Genomic DNA, 17,021 nt, shown 5'->3' with positions numbered 1-17,021 from the left:
CCTCCTATTAAATCCAAAAATAGTAGTTACGCGCTTCATCTCGTCTTCCATCTGGCCGGCTCTGTTCCGGGAGCGGCAGTGGGACGGGTTTGCGCCATCAAGTTCATGTTCATATATTTCTAATCACGATGAGGCTTTCCGGGGCTTTATCGTGGGATTAAAATACATACATATGATATAATAAATCCTTCCGGTCCGTATGTCAAGAAAATATTATACACCAGGTTTAGTTGTTTTACATTCTATCGTTAATCCTCGTATAATACTTTCCAAAGATATAAGCCATTTGCCGGTGCCGTTTTCCCTGAAAGGGTCCTGTCCCGAGCCTCAATCAGCCCAGGAATTCCCTCAGGCTCCCTTGCTCCCGAGCCTACCTCAATCAACGTCCCAGTCAAAATCCTTACCATATTGTATAAAAATCCATTTCCTTTGAATACCAGTACAAGGCAATCGTCTTCTTTTTTAAAAGAAATCTCATTAATGGTCCTTACCTTGTCGACTACTTCTGTGTTGGAAGCACAAAAGCTTGTGAAATCATGGGTTCCGCATAAATGCCTGGCAGCCTCCTCCATTTTCCCAATATCGAGCGGATAAGGATAATGGGAGGCATAATTTCGTTTAAAGGGGTTTTTGTGTCTGCCGAGATAAAGGACATATCGGTACTCCTTCGCGGCCGCATCAAACCGGGCATGGAAGCCCTGGCTCACTTTTTTAACCGAGAGGATGACTATTTCCCCGCCAAGCAGAGAGTTCAGAGCAACTGGCCAGCGGTCTGTCGGAATCGGAAGAGGAGAGTCAAAGTGGATGACCTGCCCCTTCGCATGCACACCTGAATCCGTTCTTCCTGATGCAGTGACCTTGACCTCTTCACCTTTATGAATCTTTGCCAGGGCGGCTTCGATTTCTCCCTGGACCGTTCGTTTCCCAGGCTGGACCTGATAGCCGGCAAAGCCTGTCCCATCATACGAAACAATGCATTTGTAACGCTGCATGGCGACCTCCATTAAGACCTTAGTAAAACAAGAACAACAGCCAGTAATAAAAGCAGGCAGATTTGCAGTGTATCAAGCGGCTTCCATTGCAGCTGGCGGAAACGTGTCCGGCCTTCGCCGCCCCGGTATCCCCTTGCCTCCATTGCCGTCGCCAGATCCTCAGCCCGTTTAAATGAACTGACAAACAGAGGGATTAGCAATGGGATGATTGCTTTCACCCGTTCCTTAATCGGGCCGCTCGCAAATTCAACGCCTCTTGCGGTCTGGGCTTTCATGATTTTATCTGTTTCCTGCATAAGGGTTGGAATGAACCTCAGGGAAATCGACATCATTAACGCCATTTCGTGAACCGGGAAGCGAATTTTCTTCAGCGGGTTTAAAAGAGTCTCAAGGCCGTCCGTAATCTCAATCGGCGTCGTAGTCAATGTCAAAAGTGACGTAACGAGAATCAGGAAGAAAAAGCGCATTGAGATGAAAATCCCCTGCCTGATGCCGCCTTCGTAAATTTTCACAAAGCCAAGATCGGCAACGACGTCCCCTTCTTTGGTCAGGAACAGATGGAGCAGCAACGTAAAAATGACAAGGAAAAAAATTGGCTTTAGCCCTTCAAATAAGAACCTGATCGGAATTTTCGACAGTCCCAATAAATAAAACGTATAAATTCCCAATAAAGAATAGGTTAAGACATTATTTGCAAGGAATACAATCCCTACAAAGGTAAAGACGAGTATCAGTTTTGAGCGAGGATCCATTTGATGGACTGCCGATTCAGCAGGGACGTATCGCCCGAAAATCATTTTCTCCATCATGGCTGCCCACCCCCAATGTACCGGGAAAGCGTATCGGCGAGCTCTTCAATTGTCAAATACGTCCTGCCGAGCTTAGTGCCCATTTTCTCTTCCCATTTCAGCTGGAAGCGTACCGCCTCAGGAACATCAAGACCGAGCGAAACCAGCTCAGCCGGGTTTGAAAATATTTCTTCAGGCGTGCCGATTTTAACTGTCCTGCCCTGGTGCAGTATGGCAATTTTGTCCGCATATCGCGCGGCATCCTCCATGCTGTGCGTTACCAGTATAGTCGACAGCCCCCTGTCGCGGTGAAGGCGGTAAAACATATCCATAATTTCCTTCCTCCCGCGGGGGTCAAGCCCTGCGGTTGGTTCATCCAGAACGATGACTTCAGGCTCCATAGCCAGAACACCGGCAATGGCGACACGGCGCATTTGCCCCCCTGACAGCTCGAAGGGGGACTTTTGTAAAATTTCTTCGCCAAGGCCCACCTGTCGGATAGCGACCCTTGCTCTTTCCTTTGCTTCCGCTTCCGATACGCCAAAGTTCATTGGCCCGAAGCAAATATCCTTTTCAACCGTTTCCTCAAAAAGCTGGTGTTCAGGGAACTGGAAAACAATCCCCACCTTTTGGCGAACTGCCTTCAGGTTTTTCTCCTTTTTTCCTGCCTTGATTGTCCTGTCTCCGATTTCGACACTTCCTGAAGTAGGCTGAAGCAGGCCGTTTAAATGTTGAAGAACAGTCGATTTTCCGGAGCCGGTATGGCCAATGATTGCCAAATAAGTTCCTGATGGAATATCAAGTGTAACATTACTGACAGCCAACCTTTCAAAAGGCGTACCGGCCTGGTATTTGTACTCTATATCCTGGAGTGATATGTCCATAGTTCAGTCACCAACTCTTCTTCAGACAAATAATTTTTTGGCAGCTTCATGCCTTTTTCAACTAACGCCTTCCCCATTTTTACCGCAAACGGAATATCAAGGCCGAGGGAGACCAGTTCTTCATCCAGAGCAAAAATTTCTTCCGGGTTCCCTTCCCGGTAAACCTTCCCCTGGTTCATGACAATGATCCTATCAGCCCGGGAAGCTTCATCAAGGTCATGGGTAATGGAAATGACGGTCAAGGACTTCTCATCCTTTAATAGCCTGACGGTTTCAAGCACTTCCTCCCGTCCTCTTGGATCCAGCATCGAGGTAGCTTCATCAAGAATGATGATTGAAGGCCTAAGTGCCAGGACTCCGGCAATTGCTACCCGCTGTTTTTGCCCGCCGGAAAGATGGTGCGGCTCTTGATTAAGAAATTGTTCCATCTTAACCTTTGCCAAAGCTTCTGATACCGAGACGGCCATCTCCTCTTGAGGGATGCCATTGTTTTCCAAACCAAAAGCCACATCATCTTTTACTGTCGTGCCAACAAATTGATTGTCCGGATTCTGAAACACCATACCGAGTTTCTTGCGGATATCCCAGACAGTCTGTTCGCTGAGCGGGATTCCTCCGACAACAATTTCCCCTTTTTGAGGATATTGGAGGCCGTTTAACAGTCTAGCCAATGTAGATTTTCCAGACCCATTATGGCCCACAATCGCAAGCCACTCACCCTCATACACGTTAAAACTTACATCCTGGAGGGCATACCTATCTCCATTGTTATATTGAAATGAAACATTCTCAAGGCTGATAATTGCTTTCTTCATCAGGGCCATCCTCCTCTCGGCTCGACTATTCTCTCTCTGCTCCAATACATTTCCCGTAAAGCAAAAAAAGCCTGCACCCCACCCCCCTTCAGATACAGGATCTGATGTATTACAGGGTTTCTTTTAAGAAACGGGAGGGGTGCATGAGCTAGACGGGACAGGAAAAGATTACAGACATTAATGCCCAAGGTTGCTGCATTCTTCCGGGGATGGGGCCAGACTTGGCCGGCCGGTTATCAAAATGATATTCCTGCCCATCGTAACGCTCTTTTTGGCTTGTGCGGTAAAACTATTATTTTCATAATGTAAGTTGAACGGGCGCTTACGCTTTTCTTCTGTCCAGCTTCAGCGCTTACGCTCTTCTTCTGTCCAGCTGCGGCACCTAGCCCCTCGAGGTCGCTTCGGTCCCGAAGGTGAAGTCACAGAACGACTTCTCCTTCGTGCCCTCCAGCGCTTGTCGGGGCTGAGCAAGGCGCCTTCGCTTTTCTTGTAAAAAAGACAAGAAACAAGTTTCATGAAACTGTCCCTTGCCTTCTAAACGGTGTATTAAACTAGCTCGATGATGACCATTGGTGCACCGTCGCCGCGGCGAGGACCAACTTTCATGATGCGAGTGTATCCACCCTGACGCTCTTCGTAACGAGGAGCAATGTCAGCAAACAATTTTTGAAGTGCATCTGTATTGGTTTCAACATCTGCCACTTCGTTGCGGATGTAAGATGCAGCTTGACGGCGGGCATGCAAATCTCCGCGCTTTCCAAGAGTGATCATCTTTTCTACTACAGAACGCAATTCCTTCGCACGAGTTTCAGTAGTCTGGATACGTTCGTTAATAATTAAGTCAGTTGTAAGGTCACGAAGCATCGCTTTACGCTGAGAGCTTGTGCGGCCTAATTTCCTGTATGCCATGAAGGGTTCCCTCCTTTGTTGAAGTCAGTAAAGGCTAAGGTGGCTATGCGGGACAATCTAGTCGTCCTTCCGCAGGCCCAATCCCAGCTCTTCAAGTTTCGCTTTTACTTCCTCGAGCGATTTGCGGCCAAGGTTGCGCACTTTCATCATATCTTCCTCGGTCTTGTTGGCAAGCTCCTGGACAGTATTGATTCCTGCACGCTTAAGGCAGTTGTAAGAACGAACCGAAAGGTCGAGTTCTTCAATCGTCATTTCGAGGACTTTTTCTTTTTGGTCTTCTTCTTTTTCAATCATGATTTCGGCATTTTGAGCTTCATCAGTAAGGCCGACGAAGATATTCAAATGCTCTGTCAAAATTTTCGCTCCGAATGCAATGGCTTCCTGAGGACCTGTGCTGCCGTCTGTCCAAACATCAAATGTTAATTTGTCGTAGTTGGTCATTTGGCCAACACGTGTATTTTCCACTTGGTAGGACACACGGGAAACCGGAGTAAAGATCGAGTCAATCGGAATTACACCAATCGGCTGGTCTTCTCTCTTATTCTGGTCAGCTGGAGTATAACCACGTCCGCGCTTTGCAGTCAGCCGCATGCGAAGATGCCCGTTTGAACCTAATGTAGCAATATGGAGATTCGGGTTCAGGATTTCGACATCACTGTCGTGGGTGATATCACCCGCCTTGATCTCGCCCTCGCCTTGCACATCAATTTCAAGCGTTTTTTCTTCATCGGAGTATATTTTCAGTGCGATTTTCTTAATGTTTAAGATAATGGATGTAACATCCTCAACGACACCTTCAATTGTTGAAAACTCATGAAGTACACCATCTACCTGGATTGATGTAACCGCGGCACCTGGGAGTGATGATAGTAGGATACGACGTAAGGAGTTACCCAGAGTTGTACCATATCCACGCTCAAGTGGCTCTACGACGAACTTCCCGTATTTGGCATCATCGCTGATCTCAACCGTTTCGATTTTTGGTTTTTCTATTTCGATCATCAAATATACCCTCCTTCAAAACGTCGAAAACCCGGCCGGTCATTGTCCAACCGAAATTCCCCCTGTATTCGTCCCTGTTTGTGCACAACAACTGGAATAGTGATTCTGCTGAACGAAAAATGGTATCATATCCCATTATAGACATAGATACAATTTCTATACAGAAAAATTATACACGGCGGCGTTTTGGCGGACGGCAACCATTATGCGGAACAGGAGTAACATCTTTAATTGCAGTAACTTCCAGACCAGCAGCCTGAAGAGCACGGATGGCAGCTTCACGGCCGGCGCCAGGGCCTTTTACAGTTACTTCAAGAGTTTTCAAACCATGTTCCATTGATGTTTTAGCAGCAGTTTCAGCAGCCATTTGCGCTGCGTATGGAGTGGATTTACGGGAACCCTTAAATCCAAGCGCACCTGCACTTGACCAAGAAATAGCATTACCATGAACATCAGTGATGGTAACAATCGTATTGTTGAATGTTGAGCGAATATGAGCGATACCTGCTTCAATATTCTTTCTCACACGGCGTTTGCGAGTATTAGTTTTACGTGCCATTTGTAAGTACCTCCTTTACTGATTACTTCTTCTTGTTCGCTACAGTTTTACGTGGGCCTTTACGCGTACGGGCATTGTTCTTCGTGTTTTGTCCACGAACAGGCAGCCCACGGCGATGGCGCAAACCACGGTAGCTCCCGATTTCCATCAAGCGTTTGATGTTCAGGGAAATTTCACGGCGAAGGTCGCCTTCAATCTTCAGCTTGTCAACGATTTCACGGATTTTGTTCAGTTCGTCTTCTGTAAGATCGCGCACACGAGTGTCTTCAGAAACGCCCGCTTCAGCAAGGACCTTTTGTGCTGTATTTTTACCAATACCATAGATGTAAGTTAAAGAGATAACCACACGCTTTTCACGCGGAATATCTACACCAGCAATACGTGCCATAAATATGGAGCACCTCCTTTATTATTAACCTTGTTTTTGTTTGTGTTTAGGGTTTTCACAAATAACCATAACTTTCCCGCGTCTGCGGATAACTTTGCACTTTTCGCAGATCGGTTTTACAGATGGTCTTACTTTCATTATCCTAACCTCCTTAGCAGTACGGAGTGCAATCGGCTTATTTGAAGCGGTAGGTAATCCTGCCGCGCGTTAAGTCGTATGGGGATAGCTCCACTGTTACTTTATCGCCAGGCAGAATTCTGATGAAGTGCATACGAATCTTGCCTGATACGTGGGCAAGGATCGTATGGCCATTTTCTAATTCTACCTTAAACATGGCGTTTGGCAAAGTTTCAATTACCTTGCCTTCAATTTCAATTACATCATCTTTAGCCATCGAATTCGTCTCCCTTCTCTTCATCGGTCAGGCGTTCGTTTAAAAACCTTGTAAGTGCGAAACGCAGCTTTCCGTTCGTTACGCAGCCTGTTTCCATGATACTGTTATAAACTTCCGGAACTATGCGGTCCACCAGTTGGAGATGCCGGATATTCTTCTTCTTTGGGCGAAAGTTTTTTAGCGCCTCGCCATCAGCAATTAGAACAAATTGTCCATCAACCAACTTTATAATTATAACATATTGCCCGGCACAGCGTCCGCTTTTTACGAGTGCGATCTGCCCGGGAACTGGGCCAGAAATCCCATCACAGTTTTGTGAGGATTTCAAAGCCTGCCTCCGTAATGGCAATCGTATGCTCAAAATGGGCGCAGTTTTTGCCATCAACTGTTACAACTGTCCAGTCATCAGCCAGTGTTTTAACATACCGGCTGCCCGCATTTACCATCGGTTCAACTGCCAGCACCATGCCAGGCCTGAGCCGAGGGCCCTTATTAGGCGGTCCGTAATGTGGAACCTGAGGTTCCTCATGTAAGTCTTGACCTACTCCGTGCCCTACATACTCCCGCACGATGGAAAAACCGTTTTCTTCCACATACACCTGAATCGCATGCGAGATATTCGAGAGACGCTCACCTGGCTTTGCCTCTTCCAGCCCTTTATAAAGGGACTGCTCCGTCACATCCAATAGCCGCGCTGTTTCCTCGTCTATTTTTCCGACAGGATAGGTCCAGGCCGAGTCACCGTGATAACCGTTGTATTGAGCTCCGATATCGATGCTAATGATATCTCCTTCTTTTAAAACACGACCGCCAGGTATCCCGTGAACAAGTTCTTCGTTGACAGAAGCACAAATGCTTCCGGTAAACCCGTTATAGCCTTTAAAGGAAGGAATCGCATCGTGATTGCGGATTATCTGTTCTGCAACGCGGTCCAGTTCTTTTGTGGTAATCCCGGGAGCAATATGTTTCTTCAGCTCCTCATGGGTCAATGCCACAATTCTGCCCGCTTCTCGCATGATTTCCAGCTCACGGGGAGTTTTGCAGATAATCATTACTTCAAGCCCCCAAGCAATGATTCAATGTCAGCGAAAACCTCGGTGATTTCTCGCTGGCCATCAATATTGCGCAAGTAGCCTTTTTCAGTGTAAAAATCAAGCAATGGCTTCGATTGCTTCATGTTGACGTCAAGCCTGTTCTGTACAGTGTCCGCGTTGTCATCCGCTCTTTGATAGAGTTCTCCGCCACAGCGGTCACATACTCCTTCAACAGCCGGCGGATTGAAAACAAGATGGTATGTGGACCCGCAGTTTTTGCAAATGCGGCGCCCAGTCAGGCGCTCCATCAAAATAGACTGGTCAACATCAATATTGAGGACATAGTCTATTTTTTTGTTCAGCCCGTCCAGTATGCTCTCAAGTGCTTCAGCCTGGGGAACAGTCCTTGGAAAGCCATCGAGAAGGAATCCGTTGTTACAGTCTTCCTTGCTTAGCCTTTCACGCACAATGCCAATCGTCACTTCATCAGGAACAAGTGCCCCTTCATCCATGAACGCCTTTGCTTTCAGCCCCAATTCCGTACCCTCTTTCATGGCGGCACGGAACATATCTCCTGTTGAGATATGGGGGATGCCATATTGTTCTACGATTTTTTCAGCCTGAGTGCCTTTCCCGGCACCAGGAAGACCCATTAATACTAAGTTCACTCTTATACCCCCTTGGGGATTAAGTGGTTTTAGGGAACAAGAATTCCCCAAAACCATCCTTACTTGATAAAGCCTTTATAATGGCGTTTGACCAACTGGGCTTCAAGCTGTTTCATTGTTTCAAGCGCGACACCAACAACAATCAGAAGGCTCGTACCGCCAATTTGTGCTGATTGCGGAAGGTTTGCCACCTGGATGAAAACAACTGGAAGGACAGCGATCACTGCCAGGAAAATCGCCCCGACAAATGTCAGGCGATAAAGAACACGTGTGAAGTATTCCTGTGTTGGTTTACCTGGCCGGATCCCAGGAATATAGCCGCTCTGCTTTTGCAGATTTTCAGCCGCCTGTTCAGGATTCACCTGGATAAACGCATAAAAATACGTAAACGCGATGATCAATCCGGCATATAGTACCATCCCGATTGGATGAGTATAGTCGAATACCCGTTGGATCCAAAGCGTCACACCATTTACTGGAAAAAAGGATGCAATTGTCTTTGGAGTAATGATAAACGATACTGCGAAAATGACTGGAATAACCCCTGCTGCGTTTACTTTTAAAGGCATATGGGTGGACTGGCCGCCTACAGGCGTACGTCCCGCAGTCATTCTTTTTGCATATTGGATCGGAATTTTCCTTGTTGCCTGCTGGATGAAGATTACGCCAACTACAATGGCGATGACAGCCAGGGCAATCAAGAGAACAGTCAGAATGCGGATGAACAAGTCATCTTTCACATCCTGGAACTGCTGGATGTAAATTTGGTTGACAGTAGTCGGAATTCCGGCTGCAATTCCTGCGAAGATGATAATTGAGATCCCGTTGCCGACACCTTTTGCCGTGATTTGCTCACCGAGCCACATTAAGAAGGCCGTACCGGCTGTCAAGACTGTCGCAATCAGCAAGTACGTTCCGATTCCCGAGCTTTCAATCAGCTGTCCCTGGGACAAGTTGTTAAACCCATAGGACATGCCCAATGCCTGGATAAACCCGAGCACAATAGTGAAATAACGGGTGAACTGTGCAAGCTTCCTTCTTCCCGCATCTCCCTGCTTTGACCACTCGGTAAACTTCGGTACAACATCCATTTGCAAAAGCTGGATGATGATCGAAGCAGTGATGTACGGCATGATGCCCATCGCAAGAATGGAGAAGTTTTGCAGCGCCCCTCCACCAAATGTATTCAGCACGCCAAATACACTAAATTGGTCCTGGGCTTTGAGAATATCAGCATTGACGTTTGGAACCGGAATAAAAGTTCCGATACGGAAGATTAATAACATCAAAAGGGTGAAGATAATTTTATTCCTTATTTCACCCACGCGCATAAAATTGGAGATTGTCCGGAACATTAGATCACCTCAGTGTTTCCACCAGCAGCTTCGATTGCTTCCTTGGCAGCAGAGGAAAATTTGTGAGCTTTTACAGTCAATTTTTTCTCAACGTTCCCTTTTGCAAGAATCTTGATTCCTGCTTTTTCGTTCCTGACAAGGCCTGATTCGATAAGAAGTTCTGGAGTTACTTCTGTACCGTCTTCAAAGCTGTTCAGGGCATCAAGGTTTACAATCGCGTATTCCTTGCGGTTGATGTTCGTGAATCCGCGTTTTGGCAAACGGCGGAATAAAGGCGTCTGTCCACCCTCAAAACCTAGGCGTACGCCACCACCGGAACGGGCTTTTTGACCCTTATGTCCCTTACCTGCGGTTTTTCCGTTGCCGGAACCGATACCGCGGCCTTTACGCTTGCGCTCTTTGCGGGAGCCTTCTGCTGGCATTAATTCATGAAGTTTCATTTGGGCACCTCCTTAAGAAAGAATGAATCATTTATTGTTCTTTAACCGAAACAAGGTGGGCAACCTTATTGATCATTCCGCGGATAGCCGCGTTGTCCTGTTGCTCAACTGTCTGGTTCACTTTTCGCAAGCCGAGAGCCTTAACTGTTTCGCGCTGGTCCTGTGGACGGCCGATTACGCTTTTAGTGAGGGTAATTTGCAACTTGTTAGCCATTTGATTTCCCTCCCTTATCCTAACAGTTCTTCTACTGATTTTCCGCGAAGTTTCGCAACATCTTCAGCACGCTTTAGTTGCTTAATGCCGTCAATAGTAGCGCGAACTACGTTGATTGGCGTGTTCGTTCCAAGCGATTTTGAAAGAATGTCGGAAATACCGGCAAGTTCAAGTACCGCACGGACAGGTCCGCCAGCGATAACTCCAGTACCTTCATAAGCAGGCTTCATAAGGATTTCACCAGCTCCGAAGCGGCCGATTACCTGATGGGGAATAGTAGTTCCAACCATCGGCACGGAAACCAGGTTTTTCTTTGCATCTTCGATTGCCTTACGGATTGCATCAGGAACTTCCTGTGCTTTACCAGTGCCGAAACCGACATGGCCATTTTTATCTCCTACTACGACAAGAGCAGTGAAACGGAAACGGCGTCCGCCTTTAACAACCTTCGCAACACGGTTGACCGTAACTACGCGTTCTTCAAGTTCAAGTTTGTTTGGATCAATGCGACGCATCTTTGTGTGTCCCTCCTTTGTCTATTAAAATTGCAAGCCGTTTTCGCGGGCTGCATCAGCAAGAGTCTGAATGCGGCCATGGTACAGGTACCCTCCGCGGTCAAAGACTACTGAAGAGATGCCCTTTTCGACTGCGCGCTTCGCAATAAGCTCTCCGACTTTTTGCGCAGCTTCTTTATTGTTGGAAGATTCCAGTCCGAAATCTTTTTCCATTGTCGAAGCACTAGCTAGAGTAACTCCGTTCATATCGTCGATTAACTGAGCGTAAATGTGTTTATTGGAACGAAACACATTCAGACGAGGACGGGCAGCTGTTCCGCTAAGCTTTGAACGGACACGCGCATGTCTTTTCTTACGGCTCACGTTTTTGTCAAGCTTCGTAATCATTTACGTCACTCCTTTCGTATTACTTTGCGGCATTACTTACCTTTTTTACCTTCCTTACGGCGGACAACTTCGCCTTCATAGCGAATTCCTTTGCCTTTGTAAGGCTCTGGAGGACGGACGCCACGGATGTTTGCAGCAAGTGCGCCAACACGTTCTTTGTCGTTGCCTTTAACGATTACCTTCGTATTTGCAGGTACTTCGATTTCAAGTCCTGTTTCAGGTTCGATTTCAACCGGATGGGAATATCCAACGTTAAGGACTAGCTTGTTACCCTGTTTGGAAGCACGGTAACCAACCCCTACTAGCTCCAAACCTTTTTCGAAGCCTTTGGAAACACCTTCAACCATGTTGGAAAGTACAGCGCGTGTAGTACCATGCAAGGCACGGATTTCCTTTACATCGGATGGGCGTGTAATCGTAACGGTATTATCTTCTACGAGGATGCTGATTTCAGGGCTGAAAGAACGAACCAATTCGCCTTTAGGACCTTTTACTGTAACAGTGTGATTATCTAGAGCAACCGTAACTCCTGCTGGAATTTCGATTGGTTTTTTTCCTATGCGAGACATTTAGTGCACCTCCATTCATTCAAAAACTTCTTACCAGATGTATGCTAGTACTTCTCCGCCGATTTGCTTTGCACGGGCTTCTTTATCAGTAACGACACCCTGTGAAGTTGAAACAAGGGCGATTCCTAGGCCGTTCAGTACGCGAGGCACTTCTGTTGATTTTGCATAAACACGAAGGCCAGGCTTGGAAATCCTTTTAAGGCCTGTAATAACGCGCTCGTTGTTTGCACCGTACTTAAGGAAGATACGGATGATGCCCTGCTTATTGTCTTCAATCATCTCAACATCACGCACGAAACCTTCACGCTTAAGGATTTCAGCGATTTCTTTTTTGATATTGGAAGCAGGTACTTCCAGCTTTTCATGGCGAACCATGTTCGCATTACGGATGCGGGTAAGCATATCTGCAATTGGATCTGTCATGACCATTATTTTTACCTCCTTCCCAGACTTGGGGTTTACCAGCTAGCTTTTTTAACACCAGGAATCTGGCCTTTGTATGCTAATTCACGGAAACAAATACGGCAAAGCTTAAATTTGCGGTATACAGAGTGTGGACGGCCACAGCGTTCGCAGCGGGTATACTCTTGTACCTTATATTTAGGCGTGCGTTTTTGCTTCGCAATCATTGACTTTTTAGCCACGTTTTCGCCTCCCTTATTTATAGATTACTTCTGGAACGGCATTCCAAACTGAGTTAAAAGTTCACGTGCTTCTTCATCAGTGTTGGCTGTCGTTACAATAACGATATCCATTCCACGGACCTTGCTTACTTTATCGTAATCAATTTCAGGGAAGATCAATTGTTCTTTCACACCAAGAGTGTAGTTGCCGCGGCCATCGAATGCTTTCTTGGAAATACCGCGGAAGTCGCGCACCCGTGGCAGAGAGACTGAAATTAATTTGTCCAGGAAATCGTACATACGCTTACCGCGCAAAGTAACTTTCGCTCCAATCGGCATGCCTTCACGAAGGCGGAAGCCAGCGATAGACTTTTTCGCACGAGTAACGACCGGCTTTTGGCCAGTGATGCTTGTAAGTTCTTCAACAGCGCTGTCAAGGGCTTTTGCGTTCGCTACTGCATCGCCAACACCCATGTTTACAACGATTTTTTCTACTTTAGGAACCTGCATTACAGATTTATAGTTGAACTTGCTCACTAGAGCAGGAGTAATCTCTTTAACATACTTTTCCTTTAGGCGGTTCATCTATTGTACCTCCCTTCTTCATGAACTATTTATCTAAAACTTCACCGGATTTTGTTACGCGTACTTTTTTGCCATCAACCATTTTATATCCTACACGGCTTGGTTTGCCGGACTTGTCGATAGGCATGACGTTTGATACGTGTACAGGTGCTTCCTGGCTGCTGATGCCACCTTGGGGATTCGCTTGAGAAGGCTTGGAATGCTTCTTCACGATGTTGACTCCCTCAACAAGGACACGGCTATTTTTCGGATAAGCTTCCAGGATTGTTCCTGTTTTGCCTTTATCCTTGCCAGAGATGACCATTACTTTGTCACCTTTTTTTACGTGCATCTGTGCGCACCTCCTTAAAGGCATTTAAGATTGGTTTATTGTAAGTACTGATAATTAAAGTACTTCTGGAGCAAGGGAAATGATTTTCATGAAATTGCTGTCGCGGAGTTCGCGTGCAACTGGCCCAAAAATACGCGTTCCGCGTGGGCTTTTGTCATCACGGATAATTACACATGCGTTTTCGTCAAACTTAATGTAAGTTCCGTCTGGGCGGCGTGCACCGCTCTTAGTTCGTACGATAACTGCTTTAACAATGTCACCTTTTTTAACAACGCCACCTGGTGTTGCTTGTTTCACTGTGCAGACGATCACATCGCCAATGCCTGCAGTTTTGCGGCCAGAGCCACCAAGCACTTTAATTGTCAGAACTTCACGGGCACCAGAGTTGTCAGCAACTTTTAAACGTGTTTCCTGTTGAATCATGCGTGTAACCTCCCTTCGGATGAAAGCTTATCCGAACAATTAAATAATAACTGCTTTTTCAATTACTTCTACAAGGCGGAAGCGTTTTGTAGCCGAAAGCGGGCGAGTTTCCATGATGCGTACAATATCACCAATATTAGCCTGATTCTGCTCATCATGCGCCTTAAACTTTTTAGAGTACTTAACGCGTTTACCATAAAAAGGATGTTTTTTGTGTGTCTCGACAAGAACAGTAACAGTCTTATCCATTTTGTCGGAAACCACGCGTCCGGTGTAAACTTTGCGTTGGTTGCGTTCGCTCATTAGGCGGACCTCCTCTCAATTATCGATTGTTAACGCCGATTTCTCTTTCACGGACAACAGTTTTCATGCGGGCGATAGACTTGCGCACTTCCCTGATGCGGGCAGTGTTTTCAAGCTGTCCAGTCGCCAATTGAAAGCGAAGGTTGAAGAGTTCTTCTTTTAATGACTTGACTTTTTGTTCTAGTTCGGCAGTGGTTAGGTCACGAAGTTCATTAGCTTTCATTTGATTCACCACCAATTTCTTCTCGTTTTACAAACTTGCACTTAACAGGAAGTTTGTGCGCGGCAAGGCGAAGTGCCTCACGTGCGATTTCTTCAGAAACGCCGGCAATTTCAAACATGATCTTGCCAGGCTTTACAACTGCTACCCAGCCTTCAGGAGCACCTTTACCGGAACCCATCCGTACTTCTAGAGGTTTTGCAGTATATGGTTTGTGAGGGAAAATTTTGATCCAAACTTTACCGCCACGCTTCATGTAACGAGTCATTGCGATACGGGCAGATTCAATTTGGCGGTTTGTGATCCAGGAGGCTTCAGTTGCCTGCAAACCGAATTCACCGAAAGTTACTTCAGTTCCGCCTTTTGCTTGACCGCGCATTTTTCCACGGTGCACACGGCGGTATTTTACACGCTTAGGCAATAACATGATTATTTGCCTCCTTCCTCAGTTTTCTTCTTCGTTGGAAGGACCTCACCCTTATAAATCCATACCTTTACGCCAAGCTTGCCGTAAGTAGTATCTGCTTCGGCAGCTGCATAGTCAATGTCTGCACGAAGTGTATGAAGGGGAACAGTTCCTTCGCTGTAGTGTTCAGAACGAGCGATATCTGCACCGCCAAGACGGCCGGATACCATTGTTTTGATACCTTTAGCTCCTGCACGCATCGCACGTTGGATAACTTGCTTCTGTGCACGGCGGAAAGATACACGGTTTTCTAGCTGGCGAGCGATGTTTTCAGCAACGAGCTTCGCATCGATGTCAGCCCTTTTGATTTCAAGGATATTAATGTGGACACGCTTGCCAGTAAGCTGGTTCAACGCTTTACGGAGCGCTTCAACTTCTGTACCGCCCTTACCGATTACCATACCTGGCTTCGCAGTGTGTACAGTAACGTTAACACGGTTTGCAGCGCGTTCGATTTCTACTTTTGAAACAGACGCGTCTTTTAGGCGCTTCTGGATGTATTCACGAACTCTTAAGTCTTCATGAAGAAGATCTGCAAAGTCTTTACCTGCGTACCATTTGGATTCCCAATCACGGATGATGCCGATACGCAAACCAATTGGATTTACTTTTTGACCCACTAATTATCCCTCCTTCTTTTCTGATAGAACGATTGTGATGTGGCTCGTACGCTTGTTAATTGCACTGGCACGGCCTTGTGCACGCGGGCGGAAACGTTTCAGTGTCGGCCCTTCGTCAACAAATGCTTGCTCAATCACAAGATTGTTAACATCCATTTCATAGTTGTGTTCTGCATTTGCCATAGCAGATTTCAACACTTTTTCAATGACTGGAGAAGCAGCCTTCGGAGTCAAAGTTAAAATGGCTACCGCTTCGCCAACTTGCTTTCCTCGAATTAAATCTACGACTAAACGAGCTTTACGAGGAGCAATACGGACTGTTCTTGCAACAGCTTTAGCTTGCATGATGTGATGCCCTCCTCTCATTAACGTCTGGTTTTCTTATCGTCATTGCCATGGCCTTTATAAGCACGTGTTGGAGCGAATTCTCCAAGCTTGTGTCCTACCATGTCTTCAGTGACATAGACTGGTACATGTTTTCGTCCATCGTACACAGCGATAGTGTGGCCGATGAATTGTGGGAAAATTGTTGAACGGCGTGACCAAGTTTTGATTACATGCTTGCTGTCAGCACCAAGGTTTTCGACCTTTTTTAGTAAATGATCATCAACAAAAGGTCCTTTTTTCAAACTGCGACCCATGAGGGTACCTCCCTTCGAGACCGTTCTACGGTTCTGCTTCTGAACCGTAGTTCAATCACGTTATTTTTTACGGCGTCGTACAATGAATTTATCGGACTTGTTCTTTTTCTTACGAGTTTTGCGTCCAAGAGTTGGTTTGCCCCATGGTGACATTGGTGATTTACGACCGATTGGTGAACGTCCTTCACCACCACCGTGTGGGTGATCATTCGGGTTCATAACAGATCCACGGACTGTTGGGCGTTTGCCTAACCAGCGGGAACGGCCTGCTTTACCGATGTTGATCAATTCGTGTTGCTCGTTTCCTACTTGGCCGATTGAAGCGCGGCAAGTAGCAAGGATCATGCGAACTTCGCCGGAAGTAAGACGTACAAGTACGTATTTACCTTCCTTACCAAGCACCTGTGCTGAAGTACCAGCAGAACGGACCAATTGGCCGCCTTTGCCAGGCTTAAGCTCAATGTTGTGGACAACTGTACCGACAGGAATGTTTGCAAGTGGAAGTGCATTACCTGTTTTGATATCAGCTTCTGGTCCGGACATTACTTCCATGCCAACCTTAAGGTTTTTAGGAGCAAGGATGTAACGCTTTTCCCCATCCACATAGTTAATTAGTGCAATATTTGCTGAACGGTTTGGATCATATTCGATAGTGGCAACGCGTCCTGGAATGCCGTCTTTATCGCGTTTAAAATCGATTAAACGGTATTGACGCTTATGGCCGCCACCTTGATGACGAACAGTTAACTTACCCTGGTTGTTACGGCCGCCTTTTCTTGTCAGCGGAGCCAACAAAGACTTTTCCGGAGTGCTGGTTGTGATTTCAGCGAAATCAGAAACAGTCATGCCGCGACGACCATTAGAGGTAGGTTTGTACTTTTTAATCGCCATTTCTA

The 17,021-nt window shown here is 46.4% G+C and carries 31 protein-coding genes; all 31 read right to left on the bottom strand.

Features of this window, described 5'->3' with window-relative positions:
- Positions 1–248 precede the first annotated feature (248 nt).
- The 31 genes from truA to rplB all read right to left on the bottom strand — a co-directional run bounded on the left by truA (position 249) and on the right by rplB (position 17,016).
- Positions 249–992 (bottom strand): tRNA pseudouridine(38-40) synthase TruA, encoded by a 744-nt coding sequence (truA, locus tag AR337_RS21740; protein ID WP_059174151.1) that lies wholly within the window; start codon positions 990–992, stop codon positions 249–251.
- Positions 993–1,003: 11 nt separating this feature from the next.
- Positions 1,004–1,801: an energy-coupling factor transporter transmembrane protein EcfT gene (locus tag AR337_RS21735; RefSeq protein WP_059174150.1), complete on the bottom strand. Its 798-nt coding sequence runs from the start codon at positions 1,799–1,801 to the stop codon at positions 1,004–1,006.
- On the bottom strand, positions 1,798–2,664 hold the full coding sequence (locus AR337_RS21730; protein ID WP_059174149.1) for an energy-coupling factor ABC transporter ATP-binding protein: 867 nt from the start codon (positions 2,662–2,664) through the stop codon (positions 1,798–1,800). Before AR337_RS21730 ends, AR337_RS21735 begins: the two co-directional genes overlap by 4 nt.
- Entirely contained in the window at positions 2,640–3,479 is an 840-nt protein-coding gene (locus tag AR337_RS21725) for an energy-coupling factor ABC transporter ATP-binding protein (protein WP_059174148.1), read from the bottom strand. Before AR337_RS21725 ends, AR337_RS21730 begins: the two co-directional genes overlap by 25 nt.
- A 546-nt stretch (positions 3,480–4,025) precedes the next feature.
- Complete coding sequence (gene rplQ, locus AR337_RS21720) at positions 4,026–4,388, bottom strand: 50S ribosomal protein L17 (RefSeq protein ID WP_059174147.1); 363 nt, start codon at positions 4,386–4,388, stop codon at positions 4,026–4,028.
- Positions 4,389–4,445: 57 nt separating this feature from the next.
- Entirely contained in the window at positions 4,446–5,390 is a 945-nt protein-coding gene (locus AR337_RS21715; protein WP_059174146.1) for a DNA-directed RNA polymerase subunit alpha, read from the bottom strand.
- Between the two features lie 169 nt (positions 5,391–5,559).
- Entirely contained in the window at positions 5,560–5,949 is a 390-nt protein-coding gene (gene rpsK / locus AR337_RS21710; protein ID WP_043931544.1) for a 30S ribosomal protein S11, read from the bottom strand.
- Positions 5,950–5,971: 22 nt separating this feature from the next.
- On the bottom strand, positions 5,972–6,337 hold the full coding sequence (rpsM, locus tag AR337_RS21705; protein WP_059174145.1) for a 30S ribosomal protein S13: 366 nt from the start codon (positions 6,335–6,337) through the stop codon (positions 5,972–5,974).
- Positions 6,338–6,361: 24 nt separating this feature from the next.
- Positions 6,362–6,475 carry a 50S ribosomal protein L36 gene (gene rpmJ, locus AR337_RS21700; RefSeq protein WP_000868344.1) on the bottom strand — a complete coding sequence of 38 codons (114 nt, stop codon included), beginning with the start codon at positions 6,473–6,475 and terminating at the stop codon, positions 6,362–6,364.
- 37 nt (positions 6,476–6,512) lie between these two features.
- A complete protein-coding gene (infA, locus tag AR337_RS21695) occupies positions 6,513–6,731 on the bottom strand; it encodes a translation initiation factor IF-1 (protein WP_048823029.1) in 219 nt (72 codons plus the stop codon).
- Positions 6,724–7,059, bottom strand: a complete 336-nt coding sequence (locus AR337_RS21690) for a KOW domain-containing RNA-binding protein (protein ID WP_253702073.1) — start codon at positions 7,057–7,059, stop codon at positions 6,724–6,726. Before AR337_RS21690 ends, infA begins: the two co-directional genes overlap by 8 nt.
- Complete coding sequence (gene map / locus AR337_RS21685; RefSeq protein ID WP_059174144.1) at positions 7,037–7,783, bottom strand: type I methionyl aminopeptidase; 747 nt, start codon at positions 7,781–7,783, stop codon at positions 7,037–7,039. Before map ends, AR337_RS21690 begins: the two co-directional genes overlap by 23 nt.
- A complete protein-coding gene (locus AR337_RS21680; RefSeq protein ID WP_059174143.1) occupies positions 7,783–8,433 on the bottom strand; it encodes an adenylate kinase in 651 nt (216 codons plus the stop codon). Before AR337_RS21680 ends, map begins: the two co-directional genes overlap by 1 nt.
- Positions 8,434–8,492: 59 nt before the next feature.
- Positions 8,493–9,788, bottom strand: a complete 1,296-nt coding sequence (gene secY, locus AR337_RS21675; protein WP_059174142.1) for a preprotein translocase subunit SecY — start codon at positions 9,786–9,788, stop codon at positions 8,493–8,495.
- On the bottom strand, positions 9,788–10,228 hold the full coding sequence (gene rplO, locus AR337_RS21670; RefSeq protein WP_059174141.1) for a 50S ribosomal protein L15: 441 nt from the start codon (positions 10,226–10,228) through the stop codon (positions 9,788–9,790). Before rplO ends, secY begins: the two co-directional genes overlap by 1 nt.
- Positions 10,229–10,259: 31 nt before the next feature.
- Positions 10,260–10,442, bottom strand: a complete 183-nt coding sequence (rpmD, locus tag AR337_RS21665; protein ID WP_059174140.1) for a 50S ribosomal protein L30 — start codon at positions 10,440–10,442, stop codon at positions 10,260–10,262.
- Positions 10,443–10,456: 14 nt separating this feature from the next.
- Positions 10,457–10,957, bottom strand: a complete 501-nt coding sequence (rpsE, locus tag AR337_RS21660; protein WP_059174139.1) for a 30S ribosomal protein S5 — start codon at positions 10,955–10,957, stop codon at positions 10,457–10,459.
- Positions 10,958–10,981: 24 nt separating this feature from the next.
- Positions 10,982–11,344 (bottom strand): 50S ribosomal protein L18, encoded by a 363-nt coding sequence (rplR, locus tag AR337_RS21655; RefSeq protein ID WP_059174138.1) that lies wholly within the window; start codon positions 11,342–11,344, stop codon positions 10,982–10,984.
- A 32-nt stretch (positions 11,345–11,376) separates the two neighbouring features.
- Positions 11,377–11,913, bottom strand: coding sequence for a 50S ribosomal protein L6 (gene rplF, locus AR337_RS21650; RefSeq protein WP_059174137.1), 537 nt, complete (start codon positions 11,911–11,913; stop codon positions 11,377–11,379).
- A 30-nt stretch (positions 11,914–11,943) separates the two neighbouring features.
- Positions 11,944–12,342: a 30S ribosomal protein S8 gene (rpsH, locus tag AR337_RS21645; protein WP_059174136.1), complete on the bottom strand. Its 399-nt coding sequence runs from the start codon at positions 12,340–12,342 to the stop codon at positions 11,944–11,946.
- Positions 12,343–12,371: 29 nt separating this feature from the next.
- Entirely contained in the window at positions 12,372–12,557 is a 186-nt protein-coding gene (gene rpsN, locus AR337_RS22960) for a 30S ribosomal protein S14 (RefSeq protein WP_009499044.1), read from the bottom strand.
- 24 nt (positions 12,558–12,581) lie between these two features.
- Positions 12,582–13,121, bottom strand: a complete 540-nt coding sequence (gene rplE / locus AR337_RS21640; protein ID WP_059174135.1) for a 50S ribosomal protein L5 — start codon at positions 13,119–13,121, stop codon at positions 12,582–12,584.
- A gap of 25 nt (positions 13,122–13,146) precedes the next feature.
- Complete coding sequence (gene rplX / locus AR337_RS21635; RefSeq protein ID WP_059174134.1) at positions 13,147–13,452, bottom strand: 50S ribosomal protein L24; 306 nt, start codon at positions 13,450–13,452, stop codon at positions 13,147–13,149.
- Positions 13,453–13,506: 54 nt separating this feature from the next.
- Positions 13,507–13,875: a 50S ribosomal protein L14 gene (rplN, locus tag AR337_RS21630; RefSeq protein WP_059174133.1), complete on the bottom strand. Its 369-nt coding sequence runs from the start codon at positions 13,873–13,875 to the stop codon at positions 13,507–13,509.
- A 39-nt stretch (positions 13,876–13,914) separates the two neighbouring features.
- Positions 13,915–14,178, bottom strand: coding sequence for a 30S ribosomal protein S17 (rpsQ, locus tag AR337_RS21625; RefSeq protein WP_059174132.1), 264 nt, complete (start codon positions 14,176–14,178; stop codon positions 13,915–13,917).
- A gap of 19 nt (positions 14,179–14,197) precedes the next feature.
- Positions 14,198–14,401, bottom strand: a complete 204-nt coding sequence (gene rpmC, locus AR337_RS21620) for a 50S ribosomal protein L29 (protein WP_043931561.1) — start codon at positions 14,399–14,401, stop codon at positions 14,198–14,200.
- The gene (gene rplP / locus AR337_RS21615; protein ID WP_053364776.1) at positions 14,391–14,825 is read right to left on the bottom strand and encodes a 50S ribosomal protein L16; all 435 of its coding nucleotides are present in this window, start codon (positions 14,823–14,825) and stop codon (positions 14,391–14,393) included. Before rplP ends, rpmC begins: the two co-directional genes overlap by 11 nt.
- A 2-nt stretch (positions 14,826–14,827) precedes the next feature.
- Complete coding sequence (gene rpsC, locus AR337_RS21610) at positions 14,828–15,484, bottom strand: 30S ribosomal protein S3 (protein ID WP_059174131.1); 657 nt, start codon at positions 15,482–15,484, stop codon at positions 14,828–14,830.
- Between the two features lie 3 nt (positions 15,485–15,487).
- Complete coding sequence (gene rplV / locus AR337_RS21605; protein ID WP_059174130.1) at positions 15,488–15,829, bottom strand: 50S ribosomal protein L22; 342 nt, start codon at positions 15,827–15,829, stop codon at positions 15,488–15,490.
- Positions 15,830–15,849: 20 nt separating this feature from the next.
- Positions 15,850–16,125: a 30S ribosomal protein S19 gene (gene rpsS / locus AR337_RS21600; protein WP_053364773.1), complete on the bottom strand. Its 276-nt coding sequence runs from the start codon at positions 16,123–16,125 to the stop codon at positions 15,850–15,852.
- A gap of 60 nt (positions 16,126–16,185) precedes the next feature.
- Positions 16,186–17,016 (bottom strand): 50S ribosomal protein L2, encoded by an 831-nt coding sequence (gene rplB / locus AR337_RS21595; RefSeq protein ID WP_059174129.1) that lies wholly within the window; start codon positions 17,014–17,016, stop codon positions 16,186–16,188.
- Positions 17,017–17,021: the final 5 nt, after the last annotated feature.

It is taken from the genome of Bacillus sp. FJAT-27445 (assembly GCF_001510665.1).
Classification (GTDB): Bacteria; Bacillota; Bacilli; order Bacillales; family Cytobacillaceae; genus Bacillus_D.
The sequence above is the reverse complement of the archived record's forward strand: the minus strand, read 5'-3'. Positions and strand labels throughout refer to the sequence as shown.